Genomic DNA, 18,350 nt, shown 5'->3' on the forward strand with positions numbered 1-18,350 from the left:
GAGGCTAGGTGCCGGGACGTTGCAACCACGTTGCGGTGGAGGGCCGTTCAGGATTCCTTGATCATGTCGGAGCACTTCTCGCCGATCATCATCGTGGTGATGCACGGATTGACCGCGGGCAGGAACGGCATGATGGACGCGTCGGCCACCCGCAGCCCGCTCACACCCTTGACCCGCAGCTGCGGATCGAGCGGCGAGTCCGCGTCGTCCGCCGCGCCCATCCGCACCGTGCCCGCCGGGTGGTAGACGGTGTTGTGCGTCTCGCGGATGTACGCGAAAAGCTCTTCGTCACTCCTGGCATCCGGACCGGGCGCCAGCTCCGCACCGGCCCAGTCGGCCAGCGGAGCCTGGGCGGCGATCTCGCGCGCGAGCCGGAGCCCGTACGTCATCACCCGGATGTCGTGCTCGTGCGTGAAGTAGCGCGGGTCGACCTTCGGCTTGTCGCGGAAGTCGCGGGTGCGCAGCCGGACCGTACCCATCGAGCGGGCCCGGGTGACGTTCGGCGTGAGACAGAAGGCATTGTCCGTGGTGGGGTAGCCGCGCCGGTAGGTGTTCATGTCGAACGGCACCGAGCCGTAGTGGAACATCAGGTCCGGCCGGTCCAGGCCCGGTTCGGTGTCCGCGAAGATGCCGATCTCCCACCACTGGGTGGAGGAGGTGACCATGGGCTGCTTCGCCTCCCACATGATCACGCCCTCGGGATGGTCCTGGAGATGGGATCCGACACCGGGGGAGTCCACCCGGACCTCCACCCCGCACTCGCGCAGATGCCCGGCCGGTCCGATGCCCGACAGCATCAGCAGTTTCGGCGAGTCGATGGCCCCGCAGGCCACGATCACCTCGCGCCGCGCGTGTACCGCCCCGGTGTGAATGGTGTCGGGCTCCAGATACTCGACGCCCGTGCAGCGCCGGCCGCCGTCGTCGAACAGCAGCCGCTTGGCCTGCAGTCCGGTACGTACTTCCAGATTCGGCCGCTTGCCGAGGATCGGGTGCAGATAGGAGACCGACGCGGACGAACGGGTGCCGTCCTCACGGGCGTTGATCTGGAACCAGTGCGCGCCGCGCATCACCGTGGTGCCGGTGTTGAACGGCATGGTGGGGATGCCCGTCGCCGCGCAGGCCTCGAGCAGAGCAACACCGCACGGGTCGTGCGGCGAGATGGTGCGGAGGGTGACCGGGCCCGAGCGGCCATGGTGGTCGCCGGGCGCGTCGTTGGTCTCCAGCCGCTGGTAGAGCGGGAAGCAGTCCGCGGCGCTCCAGCCGGAACAGCCCGTCGCGCCCCACTCGTCGAGGTCCTCCGCCGGTGCCCAGAACGCGATGCAGGAGTTGTGCGAGGAGCAGCCGCCGAGCACCTTGGCGCGGGCGTGCCGCATGAAGCTGTTGCCGTTCTCCTGCGGTTCCACCGGATAGTCCCAGTCGTAGCCGGACTCCAGCAGGGCCATCCAGCGGTCGAGCCGGAGGATGCTGTCGTCGCCGATGTCGGAGGGGCCTGCCTCCAGTACGCAGACGCTGATGTCCGGGTCCTCGGACAGCCGCGCGGCGACGACGGCGCCGGCCGTACCGCCGCCGACCACGACGTAGTCGAACTCGGCCAGGGGGCTCTGAGCGGGCATCGGTTCTCCAGGATCAGAGGATCAGGGGGCGGCGGCCGGGGGCTGCGGCGGCGAGTCCGCGGCCTGGAACCGGTGCTCGGCGAGCACGCCGGTCTTGTGCCGCTGTACGAACCAGTAGTAGGCGAAGCCGCCGAGCGCGACGACGCCGATGAAGAGGAACGCGCCCCAGCGCAGATACCAGTGCTGCGGTCCCGTCGCGTTGTAGACCTCGGCGCGCGGCCAGGCGAGGTTGAGGGACATGGCGGCGCCCCACAGCACGGCGACGATATTGATCGGCAGACCGAGTTTGCCGAGCGAGAAGCTGCCTTCGGCGGGCTTCCAGGTGCCGCGCAGCCGCCGGATCAGCATGGGCGTGGTGACCAGCAGATACGCCAGGTAGATCATGATGATCGCGATGCTGGTGATCACCGAGAAGATCTGCGGCTGGTTGATGTTGATCACCAGGATGATGACGCCGATCGCACCGATCACGACGGCAGGCACCACGGGCGTCTGGAAGCGCGGGCTGACCCGGGCGAGCACCGAGCCTGCCGGCAGGTTGTTGTCCCGTGCCATGGCGAACATCAGCCGGATGCCGGCGGCATGAACGGCGAGGACGCAGACGGTGATCGCGACGACGACGCACCACAGGAAGATCTCGCCGATGGTCGCGCCGAGCGTCACCAGCACCACGTACTGCAGACCGCTCGTGCTGAGCTCCTTCGCGTTCAGATCCGGCACGGCCATCAGGGCGAAGAGCAGGATCAGGCCGCCGATGAGGAAGGACGCGATGAGCGCCCGCAGGATGGCGCGGGGCGCGTTGCGGCTCGGATTGTGCGACTCTTCGCCCAGTGACGACGCCGTGTCGAAGCCGTACATCACATACGCGGAGGCCAGCGACGCGGTGAGGAAGGCACCGAAATAGCCGAGGGGCTGGCCGCTGCCGAGTCCGTACGTGTCGGTCAGGACGGTGCTGGGGCCGCGGGTGATGTGTGCCGCCAGGCAGATGATCAGGGCGACGGCGGCGATCAGCTCGATGAACACACCCGCGGAGTTGATCCGCGCCATGAGCTGGACGCCGAAGGCGTTGACCGCAGTGGAGAACAGGATGAGCACCGTGCCGAGGAGTACGGCGTTGGCCGCCGCGTCGTTCGTGCCGCTGCCGTCACCCACGAACTGGAACGATTCGTCGATCTGCGGCAGCGTGACCTGGTAGGCCAGCGCCACGGCCGAGAGCGTCACCATGGTGGCCGTCATCATCATCCAGCCGCCGAGCCAGCCGATGTGCGGCCCGCCCATGCTCTTGGCCCAGTTGTAGACCGAACCGGCCACCGGGTAGCGGGCGGCCAGCTCGCAGAAGCACAGGGCCACCATCAGCTGGCCGACGAAGACCATCGGCCAGGACCACCAGTAGGCGGGACCGCCGAAAGCCACACCGAAGTAGAACAGCTGGAAGGTTCCGGTCAGGATCGAGATGTAGCTGATCCCGGCGGCGAAGGTGTGGAAGTTGCCCAGGGTGCGCTTGAGTTCCGGCCGGTAGCCGAGCTCGCCCAGCGCGTCGTCGTCGTGTTCGGTCTGGGTCCGGGCGGGGCCCGCGGGCTCCGGCCCCTGGCCGGCCTCCGTACTCATTCGAACCACCTCTGCGGACTCGGCGAGAGATTGCGCCAGATGTGCTTGGCCTCCTGGTACTCGGCCAGTCCGGCCGGGCCCAGCTCTCGGCCGAAGCCGGACTGCTTCATTCCGCCCCACTCGGCCTGGGGCACGTAGGGGTGGAAGTCGTTGATCCATACGGTGCCGGCGCGCAGCTTCGACGCCACCCGGTGCCCCCGGGCTACATCCTGCGTCCAGACCGCTCCGGCCAGGCCGTAGACGGTGTCGTTGGCGAGGGCGACCGCCTCGTTCTCGTCACGGAACCGCTCCACGGTGAGCACCGGGCCGAACGATTCGTCGCGTACCACCGACATGCCCGGGGTGCACTCGTCCAGCACCGTCGGCAGGTAGTAGTAGCCGTCCTGCAGGGACGGGTCGTCGGGCCGCTTGCCGCCGCAGCGCAGCACCGCGCCCTCGGACAGTCCCGCGGCCACGTAGGCCTCGATCTTGGCGCGGTGCGCGGCGGAGATGAGCGGTCCGGTGCGGGCGTTCTCGTCGAACGGGCCACCGAGCGGGATCGCCCGGGCCCGCTTGACCACCTCCTTGACGAAGGCGTCGTGCAGCTCGTTCTGGACCAGCAGCCGCGCTCCGGCCGAGCAGACCTGGCCGGAGTGCAGGAAGACCGCCATCAGGGCGTAGTCGACCGCGGCGTCGAAGTCGGCGTCGGCGAAGACGACATTCGGATTCTTGCCGCCGAGCTCCAGGGCGACCTTCTTCACCGTGGGGGCAGCGGCGGCCATGATGCGCCGGCCGGTGACGAGCCCGCCGGTGAACGACACCAGGTCGACTCTCGGGTCCTCGCTCAGCGGTGCGCCCGCCGTGGGTCCCGCGCCCAGGACGAGGTTCGCGACCCCGTCGGGCAGCCCGGCCTCGGCCAGCAGCCGCATCAGAATGATGGCGGTGTGCGGGGTCAGCTCGCTGGGCTTGAGTACGAAGGTGTTGCCCGCGGCAAGCGCCGGGGCGACCTTCCAGGCGGTCTGCAGCAGCGGGTAGTTCCATGGGGTGATCAGCGCACACACGCCGACCGGCTCGTGCACCACCCGGCTGTCCGCCTCGGGGTTGCCGGCGTCGACGATGCGGTCGCTGCCGCCCGAGGCGGCCAGGTTCCCGAAGTAGCGGAAGCAGTTGGCGATGTCGTCCATGTCGTACTCGCTCTCGACGAGCCGCTTCCCGGTGTCCAGGGATTCGGCTCGGGCGAGTGCGTCCTTGTCACGTTCCAGCAGGTCGGCGACGCGTAGCAGCAGCCGGCCCCGCTCGGCCGCGGGGGTGGCGGGCCAGGGCCCGCGGTCGAAGGCGTCCCGGGCCGCGGCGATCGCCGCCGCGGCGTCCTTGGGCCCTGCCTCGTCGACGGTCGCGACGAGGGTGCCGTCGGCGGGGCAGCGGATCTCGCGTACCTGCCCGTCGACAGCGGCGGTCCATGTACCACCGATGAACAGCTCCGGCATGGGGGCTCCTCCGGGTTCGGACGGTCATGCCCTGTCGTGCTCCATCTACCGACAGTAGGGAGAGTGAGCGGTGTTCGCAGTGTGGAAGCGGTCATCCGGTGGGAACGTCATCGGCCGCACGTTCGAACAGGCGCATGCGCCGGCCCCGGGCGGAGCCGTCACGTACCCAGCCAGGCGTCGAGTTCGTGCACGCGAGCGAGCGCGGACGGCCGCTGGTGTGCGGGGAGGACGGAGGCCAGGGCCCGCCACACCACCAGGTCGTCCTCACCCCACGGGGTGTACGCCCAGTCGGCCAGCAGCCCCGGATCACCGCGTGCGATCAGCGCCGCCCGCAACTGCTCCTCGAGCCTGCGCCGCAGCCGCACCACCGCGGGTGACTGCGAGGCGGGCAGCAGCGGACCGGCGTACGCGCTCATCGCCCCGGTCACCGCACCCGCAGCAAGCCGCCGCGCCACCGTGTCGAAGTCCGCGTCGACGGGCACGGCGAGGCGGTACGGGCGCGAACGCAGCAGCCCGGGACCGAGCAGATGGCGCAGCCGGGACAGTTCGGCCCGCAGCGTGACCGGGGTGACCGTCTCGTCCTCGTACAGCTCCACCAGCAGCTCGTCGCCGCCCATGCCCTCCGGGCGGCGGGCCAGCACCACGAGGATCTCGCTGTGCCGACGGCTCAGGCGCACCTTGCGCCCACCCGTCACCAGCAGAGCCTCGTCCCGCCCCAGCGCCGTCAGCAGCACCCGGCCGGCCGCGGGCGGTGGGGCGAGCAGCGCCAGCTGCGACTCGGCGGCCCGCGCCACGGCCCCGACGAACGCAAGGCTGTGCGGATGCGCCAGCCGGTCCCCGCCGGTGATGTCCACCGCGCCGAGCACCCGCCCCGTGCCCGGGTCGTGGATGGGAGCAGCCGCACACGTCCAGGCCTGCACGGGCCGCCGGAAATGCTCGGCGGCGAAAACCTGGACGGGCCGGTCCACCGCTATCGCCGTGCCCGGCGCGTTCGTCCCGGCGACCGCCTCGGCCCAGCGGGCGCCCGGCACGAAGTTCATCCGGCCGGCCTTCCTGCGGGTGGCCGAAGGCCCCTCGACCCAGAGCAGCCGTCCGTGCGCGTCGCAGACCGCGACCAGATGCTCGCCGTCCATGGCGTACGCGCCTGTCAGCTCCCGGACCAGCGGCATCGCCCGCGCCAGCGGGTGGCTCGAGCGGTACGCGCCCAGGGCGTCTTCGTCCAGCTCGACGCCCGCGGTGCCCTCCGGACTGACATGCGCACGGGCCGAGCGCCGCCAGGAGTCGGCGACCACCGGACGTACCGGACGCTCGACCCGTCCCACCGTCAGATACGCCTCGTACGCGCGGCGGAGCGCGGCGGTCCGCTCCGCCGGATCCACGCCGGACTCCAGGGCCACCCATGCGTCGCTCAACTCGGCCTCCTGAGGCCATCGTGAACCTGTCCGCGGTGCCCGACAACCGTCCCTGCGTCAGACAAAGTTGACGAGACGGATATAGCGCACCCAGTCCCAGTACGGACCGGGATCGGAGTGGTCCGAGCCGGGCACCTCGTGGTGACCGATGATGTGCGCCCGGTCCTTGGGGATGCCGTACCGGTTGCAGACGGAGGCGGTGAGCGCCGCCGACTGCGTGTACATCGCATGGGTGAAGTACGAGGGCTGGTCCACCCAGCCCTCGTGCTCGATGCCGATGCTGCGTGTGTTGTAGTCCCAGCTGCCCGCGTGCCAGGCCACATTGCGTTCCTGTACGCACTGCGCGACATAGCCGTCCGCCGAGCGGACCACATAGTGCGCGGAGACCTGCCGCGCCGGGTCCTGGAAGATCCCGACGGTGTCGGCGAAGGTCTCCTGGGCGACATGGATGACCACATACTCGACGGGATACTCCGAGGGGCGGTCGGATGCCGTGTAGTTGGCCGTCGTCGCGGGCGTCCAGTGGCCGAGCGGATAGTCGGTGTCGGCCCTGGCGGCAGCCTGGGCGCGGCCCGCGGGCAGCAGGACGCCGGCGGCGGCCGCTGCAGCGGCACCCCGGAGCAGTCGTCTACGGTCCATGGGGGGAGCCTCTCCTGTGGGGGTGTCGGGGGTCGGTGCAGTACGGCGGCGACCTCCCGCAGATGGCGGTGGAACCGCCCTGAGGATCCCTTGCCGGCAGCCACTCCTTGCGGATCTCGGCGACAGGGGTGTGGTTGGTGTCGCAGACATGGGGCCGGTGGGGCGCGCGCGCCCGCCCGGTGCTCGGCCCGTACGCGCCCAGCCGCGGGAGGCCGTGGTCACGGACCCGCCACCGCACCGGGGCCGGCGGAGAGACTCGACGCCGACGGCCACACGGAAGGCACCTCCGAGAGGCGCCCCAGCCGGTCGGAGTGACCCGGCCGCTGTCTCGATCCGCGGCCAGGGCACCACCACCCGGGGTTGCGCCCGGCCCGCGAGGCGGTTCTCGGCGTACCGATCGCGGCCGGGCAGCCCTTCGGCGTACCGATCGCGCGGCGGAGGCAGTCCTCGGTGGCCAGGCCGAGCGTTCCCCCGCCTACCGAAAATCTCCCGGGTGAACTCCTCCTGACGCGCCGCCATCACACTCGCGCGAACCGTTCAGCCGGCCTCGCCGAGTACCTCTGCCTGCACTCCCGCCAGCGCGGCCGCCGGATCGTGGTCCGCCGGCCCGGCCGGCGCCCATCGCCCGCGCTCCTTGCGGTACGGCCACCAGCGGCCGTCACGCCCCACGCGCAGCTGCACCTCGGCGCCCACCACCGTCCAGCGGCCCGAGCCGCCCGCCCGCAGCCGCGGCCGGTCGGTGTCCTCCCAGGCCTCGGCGAGCTGTGTCCTCGCCCGGGCGAGGACCTCGGACTCGGGCGTCCACTCCTCCTCGAGCACCGCGAGCGCGGCCGTTCCGCCGTACCGCCAGGCGCGTACGGCCAGGTCCAGCTCGGTGCTCCGGCGCAGCGTGCCCGCGGCGAGACGTCCCGCGACCATCGGGCCCGGTGCCGCGGCCGCCAGCCGCACAGCGTCCTGACTCTGCGTCAGCTCCACGTTCAGTGGCTGTTGCCGATGCCCGGGGGAAAGCGCTTCCGTGAGCATTCGGTGCGCCCGCGCGGCCGCGTCCGCGGCCAGGAACTCCAGCGCCGCGGGGTCGAGCCCCGGAGCGGGAGGGGTCTCCGTGTCCAGGGCGGGTGCCCGGCCGGGCACGTCGGGCACCGGCGGGGGAGCGGGCAGCGGCGGCAGGACGTCCCGCGCCGAGAACGCTTCGTCGGCCCGCACCCCCACGCGTGTCCGCCCGGTCTCCTGTCCCGGCGCCGCGGCGCCCGCCCGCGCCACACTCCGTATCTGCAACTCGTCCAGCAGCCGGCGCTCCCCGCGCCCCCGCATCAGCAGCAGCACGAACGGATCCTGGTCGAGCAGCCGCGCCACCTGGTAACACAGGGCCGCCGTGTGTGGGCAGTGGTCCCATGCCTCGCAGCTGCACGCGGGCTCCAGATCGCCGATCCCCGGCAGCAGTTCGACCCCGGCCGCCGCCGCGTCCTCCACCAGATGCGGCGGCATCTCGCGGTCGAGCAGCGCCGCGATATGGCCCGCCCGGTCGACCGCCATGTCCAGGAAGCGGTCCCACTCCTGCGCACTCAGCTCCTGCAACAGCACATCGCTGCGCTGCGCGGTGCCGTCCCGGTCCCGTACGACGGCGGTGATCCGTCCGGGACGTACGGACACGGCTCCCACCGCACCCTCGCGCGCGTGCCTGCGGCCCTTCTTCAGCTGCTCGCCGTCCAGCGCTGTGTCCTCCAGCGCCTTGAGCCAGGCCAGGCCCCACCATGTCTGCGCGAACCCCCGGCCCCGCGTCGGCGGCAGCGCGGCGAACGTCCGCTCGATCTCGTCCCTGCCGCTCATCGCCCGCTCCCTCGCAGTTCCACCAGATCCGCCAGTTCGGCGTCGGTCAGTTCGGTCAGCGCGGCCTCGCCGGAGCCGAGCACGGAGTCCGCCAACTCCCGTTTGCGCGCGAGCATGTCGGCGATCCGGTCCTCGATGGTCCCCTCCGCGATCAGCCGGTGCACCTGCACCGGCTGGGTCTGACCGATGCGGTAGGCGCGGTCGGTGGCCTGCGCCTCGACCGCGGGGTTCCACCAGCGGTCGTAGTGCACGACATGCTCGGCGCGGGTGAGGTTCAGTCCCGTGCCCGCCGCCTTCAACGACAGCAGGAAGACGGGCACTTCGCCGTCCTGGAAGCGGTTCACCATCGCCTCGCGCTCGGCGATCGGCGTGCCGCCGTGCAGGAACTGGGTGGGTACTCCCCGGGCCGCCAGGTGCGTCTCGAGCAGCCGTGCCATCTGCACGTACTGAGTGAAGACCAGCACGCTCGCGTCCTCGGCGAGGATGGTGTCGAGCAGTTCGTCCAACAGCTCCAGTTTGCCGGAGCGGCCGGCGATCCGGGGCCGTTCCTCCTTGAGGCTGTGCTCCTTCAAGTACTGCGCCGGGTGGTTGCAGATCTGCTTGAGCGCGGTCAGCAGCTTCACCACCAGGCCGCGCCGCTCCATGCCGCCGGCCTCCGCGATCGCGGCGAGGGTCTCCCGCACCACCGCTTCGTACAGGCCTGTCTGCTCCCGGGTCAGTGACACGGCCCGGTCGGTCTCGGTCTTGGGCGGCAGCTCGGGCGCGATGCCCGGGTCGGACTTGCGTCGGCGCAGCAGGAACGGCCGTACCAGCGCGGCCAGTCGCTGGGCCGCGGCCGGGTCGTTGCCACTCTCCACCGCCTGCGCGTAGCGCGTACGGAACGTGCCGAGACGGCCGAGCAGTCCCGGCGTGGTCCAGTCGAGGATCGCCCACAGCTCCGAGAGATTGTTCTCCACGGGTGTGCCGCTCAGTGCGACACGCGCCTTCGCCCCGATGGTGCGCAGCTGCTTGGCGGTCGCGGAATACGGGTTCTTGACGTGCTGCGCCTCGTCGGCGACGACCATGCCCCACGCCACCTGGCCGAGCCTCTCGGCGTCCAGCCGCATCGTGCCGTACGTCGTGAGCACGAACTCTCCGTCCGCCAGGGAGTCGAGACCGCGCGAGGAGCCATGGAAGCGGCGGACGGCGGTGCCGGGCGCGAACCTCTCGATCTCGCGCTGCCAGTTGCCCATCAGGGACGTCGGACAGACGACGAGGGTGGGGCCGGCGGCCGACTCGTCGGTCTGCCGGTGCAGATGCAGCGAGATGAGCGTGATGGTCTTGCCGAGGCCCATGTCGTCGGCGAGACAGCCGCCGAGGCCGAGCGAGGTCATCCGGTGCAGCCAGTTCAGGCCGCGCAGCTGGTAGTCGCGCAGCGTGGCGGTGAGCGCCGTGGGCTGACCGATCTCCAGCTGCCCGCCCTCGGGATCGGCGAGCCGGTCGCGCAGCTGCGCCAGCCACCCCGACGCCTGCACCTCGACACGGCGGCCGTCGACCTCGGCCGAGCCGGTCAGTACGGCGCCGAGCGCATCGACCGGAGTGAGCTTGCGGTCCTGGCTCTCGCGGGCTCGCCGGGCCTCCTCCGGGTCGATGAGCACCCATTGGTCGCGCAGTCGCACGACAGGACGATTCGCTTCGGCGAGCAGGTCCAGCTCGTCCCGAGTGAGCTGCTGATCTCCCAGTGCGAACCACCAGTTGAAGGCGAGCAGGGCGTCCGCGGACAGGAAGGACGGCAGCCCGGAACCGTCCTTCTGCGGGCCCTCGCCCGCGGCGTCCTCCTCCGGCGGGCCGATCACCGCGCGCGCGGTGAGTGTGCGCGCCATCTCCTTGGGCCAGTGCACCTGGACGCCGGTCGCCGCCAGTGTCCGCGCCGCCTCGCCCAGCAGCTCGGTGACCTCTTCGTCGGCGAGCTCGATCGCGTCCGGCACGGCGGCATGGAGCAGCGGGGTGAGCGGCGCCCAGACGCGGGCTGCCCGTCGCAGCGCGAGCAGGGCGTCCATCCGGGAGCGCGGCCCGAACGTGGTACCCGTCCGCCCGCCTCCCGCCCAGACCTCGGCGGCGTCGGCGACGAGCGTCGGATCGCTGACGCTGTGTATCTGGAGCACGGCGCGGAAGGCCGGCTCCGCGCCCGCAGCGTCGGCCTGCCCGAGACCCGGCAGCTCGATACGCAGCGAGAGCCGTACGCCCGCGTCATGGCCGGCGGCGACGTCCGCGGCCCAGCCGCGCTGGTCGGGCAGCCGCTGCGGCTCGCGCGCCGCGAAGGCGGGGCCGCCCGCGGCGAGTTGCGCCGCCGGGGTGCGCGGCAGCCCGTCGGCGACCGCGTCGAGGAACGTCCGCAGCAGCCCCTCCGGTGCGGGCAGCAGGACGGGATCTGCCTGGTCGTCCAGCGGCACGGCGTGCGCGGCGGCCGGCATGGACGCCGCGAGCGTACGTACCCGCTCCAGGTCGTCGGTGGTCAGCGGGCCGACCCGCCAGGCGTCGTGATCGGTGGCGGTGAGACCCGGCAACAGCAGCCCTCGTGCGGCGAGTTGGAGAGCGAGGATCGCCGCCGCGCCCCAGAAGGCGGCCGCGGGGGAGGCGTCGGCGCCGGCCCGGGCCCGGGTGAGGACCGGCAGGGCGTCCCGTACGGGCATCAGCAGCGCTCGTACGGCATGGGGGCGGCCGTCGTCCGTGACCACGGTGAGCGGCTCGACGGAGCCGGGCGCCACCGGGGGCCGGTCACCGTCGGGGCGCCAGAACGCGATACGGCCGGTGCGGGCCGGGTCTCCGGGCACGAAGACCGCGGAGCAGCGGGTGAGGTCGGCGAGGGCTGCCTCGGCGAGTGCGCGTTCCGTGGGGCCGGGTTCCGGGAGAGCTGCTTCGGTAGGGGCCGGTTCGGTAACCGGGGAGGGTGTTGCCGCGGGGAGCCTGTGCACAGCGATGGATGCATTCCTCAAACTTGACTACTGGATCGGAGTCGCCGAGGGTACTCCACACCGCACCCCCGCCGCGCGCTTCGTGTCCGTGACGTGGGTCACTTCGGCCTGAGGGGTGCCTGGGTGGGGTGCCCGGTTGGGGTGCTTGCGGGGGTGTAGTCAGCACCACCCTGCGCCCCTGGCTGGCCCCCGCTGTGTCCGGGGGGTGGCGTCATGGCCGCGAAGGGGCACTGATACGTACGTTTTCTCAGGTCAGCGCAGTGAGTACGGCCGGCGCACGGCTCAACGCAAGCGCACGGCCCCACAGACCGGAGACCGCCATGCCCCAGGCCACCGCCACCCTCGCGGCCCCCGCACCACCTGCCCCAGCGCCCGCCCCAGGAGTACGCCCGGCCGCAGGGAGCGATTTCGCCCCGCTGCTGCGGACCGTCAAGGAGCAGGGACTCCTGCAGCGTCGCTGCGGCTGGTACGCCCGAGGGATCACCGTCAACCTGTTCGCGCTGGCCGCAGTGATCACGGGCATGGCTCTGACCGGCGGCTCCTGGTGGGTGCTGCTGCTGGCGCCGCTGCTGGCCGTCCTGTCCGCCCGTACCGCCTTCGTCGGCCATGACGCCGGGCATGCCCAGATCACCGGCGACCGCCGCAAGAGCCGGATCATCCAGCTCGTCCATGCCAATCTGCTCCTCGGCATGAGCCAGGAATGGTGGAACGACAAGCACAACCGGCACCACGCCAACCCCAACCACATCGAGAAGGACCCGGACGTCGCGGCCGACATCCTGGTCTTCACACAGAAGCAGGCGGTGGGCCGTGCGGGACTGCGGGGCTGGCTCACCCGGCACCAGGCCTGGCTGTTCTTCCCGCTGACCACCCTCGAAGGCATCGCGCTGAAGGTCTACGGATTCCAGGCCGTGTTCTCCAAGGAGGCCGGCGCCCGCCAGACAACCCGCTCACGCGCCGTCGAAGGGCTGCTGCTGCTCGCCCATGTCGCGGCGTACGCGACCCTGCTGCTGACCACGATGCCGCCGGCCCACGCCCTGGTCTTCGCGCTCATTCACCAGATGCTCCTCGGTCTCCACCTGGGCATGGCCTTCGCGCCGAACCACAAGGGGATGGAGATGCCCGACGAGGAGAGCGAAGAGCGCTGGGGCCATCTGCGCCGACAGGTCCTCACCTCCCGCAACATCCGGGGCGGACTCGTCACGGACTGGTTCCTCGGCGGGCTCAACTACCAGATCGAGCACCATCTCTTCCCGAGCATGCCGCGCCCCCACCTGCGGCTCGCCCAACCACTGGTGCGCGCCCACTGCCGCTCCCTCGGCGTCGCGTACACGGAAACGGGCCTCATGGATTCGTACCGCCAGGCACTGACCCACATGCACGAGGTCGGCGAACCGCTGCGCACCGCCGCATAGTGGAACCGTGGAGCGTGCACGCGCGTTCTCACAGCAGGAGCGGCCGCGGCCGCGAAGGAGGCGTCGGGGATGACCACACGTACGAAGATCGTGATCGGGGGAGTGGCCGTAGGCCTGCTCCTGTGGCCGTTGATCGGATTCTGGCTGTCGCTGTTGGTGGTGATCGGGGTGCCGACGGTGGCCTATCTGATGCTGGACCCCAGCCAGCGCCGCAGGCTGCGTCGCATCAACCGCAAGGAGATAGGCCGCTGACGGGCTCCGGCTCAGGGCCCTTCACCGTGCCGGCAGAGTCGAGGACGATCACCGGCACGGAGAGGAGCTGCGCGCGACGGGGCGTGCACAAGCCCGGGATCGTGAGCAGCGTCAGGGCGGGCGGAGTGGTACGGCCCGGCGGCACGATCGCCATAGAACTGCCGGACGGGCCGCACCGGCCGGACGGGCCGCACGAACCGCACCGGCCGCTCGAGCGCGTCTGGAGCAGACCTTCAGCGCGGCGCGAGAGAATCGGCCCCATGGCCGCCCGCGGATCTGCCGATCGCACGGTCCGCGGGCGCTGCGCAGGATCAGCTCTCCTCAGGAGTCGCGCGTCAGCTCCACCAGCCTTCCGTAAATCACTTGCCTTCATGATCGGTCCGCTGCGAGTGTGACGCGCATGATGACTGGAAAGGGGGCCTCGCGATCCTTCGGTGATCGCTGATGGCCGCACCCCGCACACCCCGAACCCCGCCCCGGACCCACCCCGAGCCGTTGACTCCGGCGTGGCTGGCGGCCCACTTCGACGCACTGCCCTTCCCCGCCCGCTCCGCTGCCCTCGCGCGGTACGCAAGGACGCTCGCCCCGAACGCCTATGCCGCCCTCAAGGGCGCACTCGACGCCGGTGACACCGACCAGCGTCACACCGCTCTCTTCCTCGCCGTCGCCCGCCGGGACCTCGACACCGTCGCCGCGGCGCTCGGCGATCCGCTGCTGCGCCGCCGTGCGCTCTCCGCCGCGATACGGCTGCCCGTCTCCGAACAGGCCCTGACCGAGCTGGCGTTGAACGACGCCAGCTCGGTACGTCACGCGGCGTACCGCGTGCTCCGGCTCAGCCGCCGCACCGCTCTCGCCGACACCCTGGTCCCGCACGTGCATGCACGCCACGGTGCGCAGGAGGCGGCGCGGCTGCTCATCGCCTGCTCCCCGGCGACTGTCGGGCAGTGGCTCCCCACCTGCGAGCCCCCGCCCGGAACCCTCGCCACGCTCGCCCGCACCGCCCCCCTGGCCGTCGCGGAACACCTCGCCACCGGGCACGAGAGCCGGAGCGCGGCAGAGCGCCGGAAGTATCTGCGTGCCCACAGGCTTCTCGCCGCCGTCGTCGCCGAACGCGACCCGGCCGCCGGGCTGCTCCTGCTGGCACGCACCCCCGGCCTGATCACTCCCCGCGCCGCAGTCGCACTGCTGCGCCGCCCCGCCGACGTACTCGACATCCTGCGCAGGTGCCCGGCCGGTCCGGACGGCACTCCGCGAGAGCTTCTCCGGCTCAGGTCCGGCTCGCTTCCCCGCTCCGTACTGCGCGCCGTCCGCGCCCTGCCGCCGGACGACCTCACCGCCCTGGTCACCCGCTGCCACACCGACCGCACACGCTTCCACCACCCGGGACGCCAGGAAACCGCCCCCGACCCCCTGCTCGTACTGCTGCCGCCCGGCGAACGCCGCCGTACAGCCGAGGCGCGCATCGCCGACCGGACCAGCCTGCGCATCATCCAGCCCGCCCTCGCCGCCCTCGCCGGCGAGGACCGGATCGAGCTGATCACCGCTGCGCTGGAGCGCAGCGGACGCAGCCCACTGAGGCTCAGCCGCTACCTGGCCGTCCTGCCGCTCGACCGGGCGGAACCCCTCCTGCGGGTACAGACCGAACAGCACCGTGCGCACCACCGCATGTTCGCCTGGCCCGCTCTGCTCGCCTGCGCCGAACTGCACGGCGATCCACAGGAGTTCGCCAGGATCGTCGCCTCCTGCGAGCGAGCCTGGCACGACCAGAACGATGTGCGGCGCTTCGCCCTGGAACAAGTGGCCGGTGCCCCGCTCCGGCTGCTCGCCGCCGTGGAGGAACGGGTGCTGCGCGACGCCTCGCTCACCGCAGTCCAGTCGCGCGACAGCACGGCGGACACGCTCGCCGCCCTGGAACGATGGCTGCGCCGCACCACCGAGCACGCGGCGGCGCGCGGCAACGGCGACCGGGCCGCGTACGCCGCCCGACTGCTGTGTGACGTACTCACCGACCCCAGGCGCACCGGCCCGAACAGCGCACTCCGTCTGGACGCCGAAGCCGCCCGGGTCATCTGGTCCGCCGCGGCGGACCAACTGCGGCCGCACGCCGGACACTTCGTGCCACTGGCCGAACTCCTTGCCCCTCATCTCGCCGAACTCCCCGAACTCGACTCCCTCGTACGGCGCACGCTGGAGGACCACGACGATCCGGAACTGGCAGCCCGGGCCGCCTCGGCCTGGACCGCCCCGGCCGGGCCGCGCGAAAGCCGCTGCGCCGAACTGCTGCGGCTCGACCCGTCGTTCGCGGTCGTCCCCACCGTCCTGCGCACCCTCGCGGAACGGCGCACCGATCTGCTCGACGACGTCCTCGCCGCTGCCCGCGACAACGGACTGCGCGGACGCGTCAGGCCGCGGTCCGCACCCTGGGCGCCCCGGGTGCGCCCTGCCGTGACGGGTCGCTGGCTGCCGTTCCAACGCCGTGCCTGGTACGAGCAGTCGGCCGCGGTCGCCGCCGACGAATGGGCGCCGGTACGGACCCGGACCGATGCCGCGGCCGCACTGCGTGACCCGGGGCAGCTCCTTGCCCTCGCCGAACAGGCGCCCCAGCCGGTCTCGGCCGCGGCGCTCGGCGCACTGGGTGGGATCGACGCCATGGAGGACGCCATGCGCGGGCACGTGACGGCGGTGCTGCTGCGGCACGCGGGCACGGGTGGCGCACGCGGCAGGGCGGCCATGGCTTCCGTCCGCCGAGGGCTCGACACCCTGCCGGACCGCGAGGCGATTGCCCTGCTGACATCCCTCCTGCACGACCCGGCCGCCCCCGTCGGCACCCGCAAGGAGGCGGCCCGCGGGCTGGGCATGCTCCCCGGCGACGACGCCTTCGCCGCGCTGGTTGCGGCCTGGGACCTGCCGGAACAGCACCGGGACGTACGGGCAGTGCTGGCCAGGTCCCTGCTGCGCGCGATCGACGCCGACGGCATTGCGCAGCGCCTGTGGGACCACGTCCGGGAACCGGCCGTCAGGGACGTGGTGATCACCACCAGGACCGACGCCGTCCCGAGCAAAGCGGCGCCCGCTTACACCCGGTTCCTCGCCCGTCTGCTGGACGCCTGCGGGGAGGGCGACGAGGAGTCCGCGTACGACGGGGAGACCGCGGTCGCCGTGTCCTACGCCCTGCACGCCTGGTCGGCCGCCGACCCGGAGGCCGGGTACGCCGCGCTCGCCGCGGCGGCCCTCAAACCCCTGCACACACCGCGGGTATGGGAGCCGGCCGTCGCGTATCTGGGATGCCACGGCGGCGACCCGAGGGCGAGGGGCCCGCTCCTCGAGCTCCTGCGCGCGCTGCTGCGGCGGAGGCACGACGAGAAACCGGACATCAGCGCCTGGGCCGTGCGCCGGCTCGACGTCTGTGCCGCCGGGCTCACCACCTACTCCGTCGCGTCGGGCCCCATGCCGCTCGCCGATCCCGTGGTCGGCATCCTGGAGGAGGCAGGGCTGTTCGCCCGCGCCGCCCGGCTCCGATGGGAAGCAGCGATAGCCGCCCTGCGGTGCGGAGATCCGGCACCCGCCCGCTGGGAACGACTGCTGTGCCTGATCGAGGGCGGACCGGATCGGCTGCGCCTGGACGACGACCGCACACTCGCGGACCTCGCGCCCGGCGAGCACGGCCGGACGATGCTGGCGGTGGTCCGCCGTCTGCGCGCACGCGGCACACCGGCCGCGGGCCGGTGTGCCCTCCATCTGGTGCGCCGGATCGGCGGTGCCACCTCGTGGGAGAGCCCTTGGCTCGGCGAAATCGAGGCGCTGCGCACCCATCCGGACCACGACACGGCACTCGCCGCGCTGCTGGCCGGCCCGGTGCCGGGGGCGGGCCGGGTGCAGGACGGCTGTTGAAGCAGGTCAGGCCGGGCGCACGGCTATCGTGTCGAGGGCCTCGAGGAGCTTGGGCAGTGCGAACGCGCGGCCCACCGGCAGCACCTCGCGCGGTTCCTCGTCGAGCAGGACGAAAGCGATGTCGTCGGTCCTGGCGACGAGGGACCAGCCGGGACCGTCGGCGCGCAGCATCCGCGCCCCGCCCGGCGCGAAGCTGGAGCGGACCCGCCCGGGCGGCGGGGGCGACTCCGCATAGGCGCCGGCCTCCTTCAGCGCCCGCCGGACCCCCTGGTGCAGCTCCTGCCGCTCGTCGGCGGGTGTGTCCGGCGTGGCGAACGCCTCGTCGTCGTCGATCTGGTGCCGCCACTCCGCCCACTGGAGCGCGATCTCGTCCGCACCCAGCCGGCGCTGGGCGGGTCCCCAGGCGTCGGTGTCGGGCGGCGCGAGCGGCGGCCGGTCACCCTCCTCGGGCGGCGGATCGTGGGGCGCGGGCACGCCGGGCGCCGCGACCGCGACGGCCACCGGCCAGCCGGGGAGCGCGGCGACCACCGTGCGTTCACCGGGCGACAGGTCGTACTCCATGCCGCAGTCCCAGGAAGCGATCGCGACCGCGACGAGTGAGACATCGTCGATCACGACCGTCCACCGGGCTCCGTCGGAGTCCTGGCCGATCACCAGCCCGTACCCCTCGGCGTACGGCTCCAGGCCGAGCGCCGCGCACGCGGCGGGGAAGTCGTCACCGAGCACGCTCGGGAACTGCGCCGGCGTCATCAGCACCGCGGTGAGCACATACAGCGCGTCGTCGTCGACGGCTTCGCCCGTCCCTGCCACGGCACCCTCCTCCTACCCGTCCGTTCGTTCGTCGGCGCACCTTAACCAGTGAGTAACCCCCTCGTCGAGGGTCCGCGGAACGAAAGTGGTCCGGCCTGTTCCGCGCCGCGGTTCCGGCACCACGCCGAGCGTCAGGCGGCGGGCAGGCCGAGGAGAGCACGCGCCACCGTCTGGGGAGACTCGTCCCGCTCGCGGGCGAGGGCTATGACCGCGCGGCAGGCGAGCTCACTGATCCCGAACGACAGCGCCTCGGGGGACACCCAGGTCGCGGCCTGGTCGATCTGCTCCTGATCGTCCTCCGCACACGCGGACACATAGACCGCGGCGGCCTCGAAGATATTGTGCTGCCGGGCGGCGGGTCGCGAGGGCCGCCGTACGGCCGCGGTCTCATCGGGACGGAACGCGAGGAACTTGCGGATTTTCTTGATCACAGGGACCACCTTCCCCCAGGGGCGGCGGATAC

The 18,350-nt window shown here is 72.1% G+C and carries 12 protein-coding genes; 3 read left to right on the plus strand and 9 right to left on the minus strand.

Going from position 1 to position 18,350, the window contains the following annotated elements:
* Window positions 1–47 precede the first annotated feature (47 nt).
* From OG883_RS14505 to OG883_RS14535, 7 genes are all read right to left on the minus strand, one after another.
* Window positions 48–1,613 (minus strand): GMC family oxidoreductase, encoded by a 1,566-nt coding sequence (locus OG883_RS14505; RefSeq protein ID WP_266540055.1) that lies wholly within the window; start codon window positions 1,611–1,613, stop codon window positions 48–50.
* Between the two features lie 21 nt (window positions 1,614–1,634).
* Window positions 1,635–3,221 (minus strand): APC family permease, encoded by a 1,587-nt coding sequence (locus OG883_RS14510; protein WP_266540057.1) that lies wholly within the window; start codon window positions 3,219–3,221, stop codon window positions 1,635–1,637.
* Window positions 3,218–4,687 carry an aldehyde dehydrogenase family protein gene (locus OG883_RS14515; RefSeq protein ID WP_266540059.1) on the minus strand — a complete coding sequence of 490 codons (1,470 nt, stop codon included), beginning with the start codon at window positions 4,685–4,687 and terminating at the stop codon, window positions 3,218–3,220. The genes OG883_RS14510 and OG883_RS14515 overlap by 4 nt, the downstream gene beginning before the upstream one ends.
* A 158-nt stretch (window positions 4,688–4,845) precedes the next feature.
* The gene (locus OG883_RS14520; protein WP_266540061.1) at window positions 4,846–6,099 is read right to left on the minus strand and encodes a helix-turn-helix domain-containing protein; all 1,254 of its coding nucleotides are present in this window, start codon (window positions 6,097–6,099) and stop codon (window positions 4,846–4,848) included.
* 57 nt (window positions 6,100–6,156) lie between these two features.
* Entirely contained in the window at window positions 6,157–6,738 is a 582-nt protein-coding gene (locus OG883_RS14525; protein WP_266540063.1) for an N-acetylmuramoyl-L-alanine amidase, read from the minus strand.
* Window positions 6,739–7,275: 537 nt separating this feature from the next.
* The gene (locus tag OG883_RS14530; RefSeq protein ID WP_266540065.1) at window positions 7,276–8,565 is read right to left on the minus strand and encodes an SWF or SNF family helicase; all 1,290 of its coding nucleotides are present in this window, start codon (window positions 8,563–8,565) and stop codon (window positions 7,276–7,278) included.
* Window positions 8,562–11,519, minus strand: a complete 2,958-nt coding sequence (locus OG883_RS14535) for a DEAD/DEAH box helicase (RefSeq protein WP_266540067.1) — start codon at window positions 11,517–11,519, stop codon at window positions 8,562–8,564. Before OG883_RS14535 ends, OG883_RS14530 begins: the two co-directional genes overlap by 4 nt.
* A gap of 320 nt (window positions 11,520–11,839) precedes the next feature.
* On the opposite strand from OG883_RS14535, the gene OG883_RS14540 reads away from it, so the two are divergent.
* The 3 genes from OG883_RS14540 (at window position 11,840) to OG883_RS14550 (ending at window position 17,077) form a co-directional block, all read left to right on the plus strand.
* Window positions 11,840–12,934: an acyl-CoA desaturase gene (locus tag OG883_RS14540; protein ID WP_266540087.1), complete on the plus strand. Its 1,095-nt coding sequence runs from the start codon at window positions 11,840–11,842 to the stop codon at window positions 12,932–12,934.
* A 69-nt stretch (window positions 12,935–13,003) separates the two neighbouring features.
* Window positions 13,004–13,186 (plus strand): hypothetical protein, encoded by a 183-nt coding sequence (locus OG883_RS14545; RefSeq protein WP_266540089.1) that lies wholly within the window; start codon window positions 13,004–13,006, stop codon window positions 13,184–13,186.
* Between the two features lie 495 nt (window positions 13,187–13,681).
* Window positions 13,682–17,077 (plus strand): hypothetical protein, encoded by a 3,396-nt coding sequence (locus tag OG883_RS14550; RefSeq protein ID WP_266540091.1) that lies wholly within the window; start codon window positions 13,682–13,684, stop codon window positions 17,075–17,077.
* 6 nt (window positions 17,078–17,083) lie between these two features.
* On the opposite strand, the gene OG883_RS14555 is transcribed toward OG883_RS14550, so the two are convergent.
* The gene (locus tag OG883_RS14555; protein ID WP_266540093.1) at window positions 17,084–17,887 is read right to left on the minus strand and encodes a hypothetical protein; all 804 of its coding nucleotides are present in this window, start codon (window positions 17,885–17,887) and stop codon (window positions 17,084–17,086) included.
* Between the two features lie 131 nt (window positions 17,888–18,018).
* Window positions 18,019–18,318, minus strand: a complete 300-nt coding sequence (locus OG883_RS14560; RefSeq protein ID WP_266540095.1) for a hypothetical protein — start codon at window positions 18,316–18,318, stop codon at window positions 18,019–18,021.
* Between the last annotated feature and the right edge of the window lie 32 nt (window positions 18,319–18,350).

The organism is Streptomyces sp. NBC_01142 (assembly GCF_026341125.1).
In the GTDB taxonomy this organism is placed as follows: Bacteria; Actinomycetota; Actinomycetes; order Streptomycetales; family Streptomycetaceae; genus Streptomyces.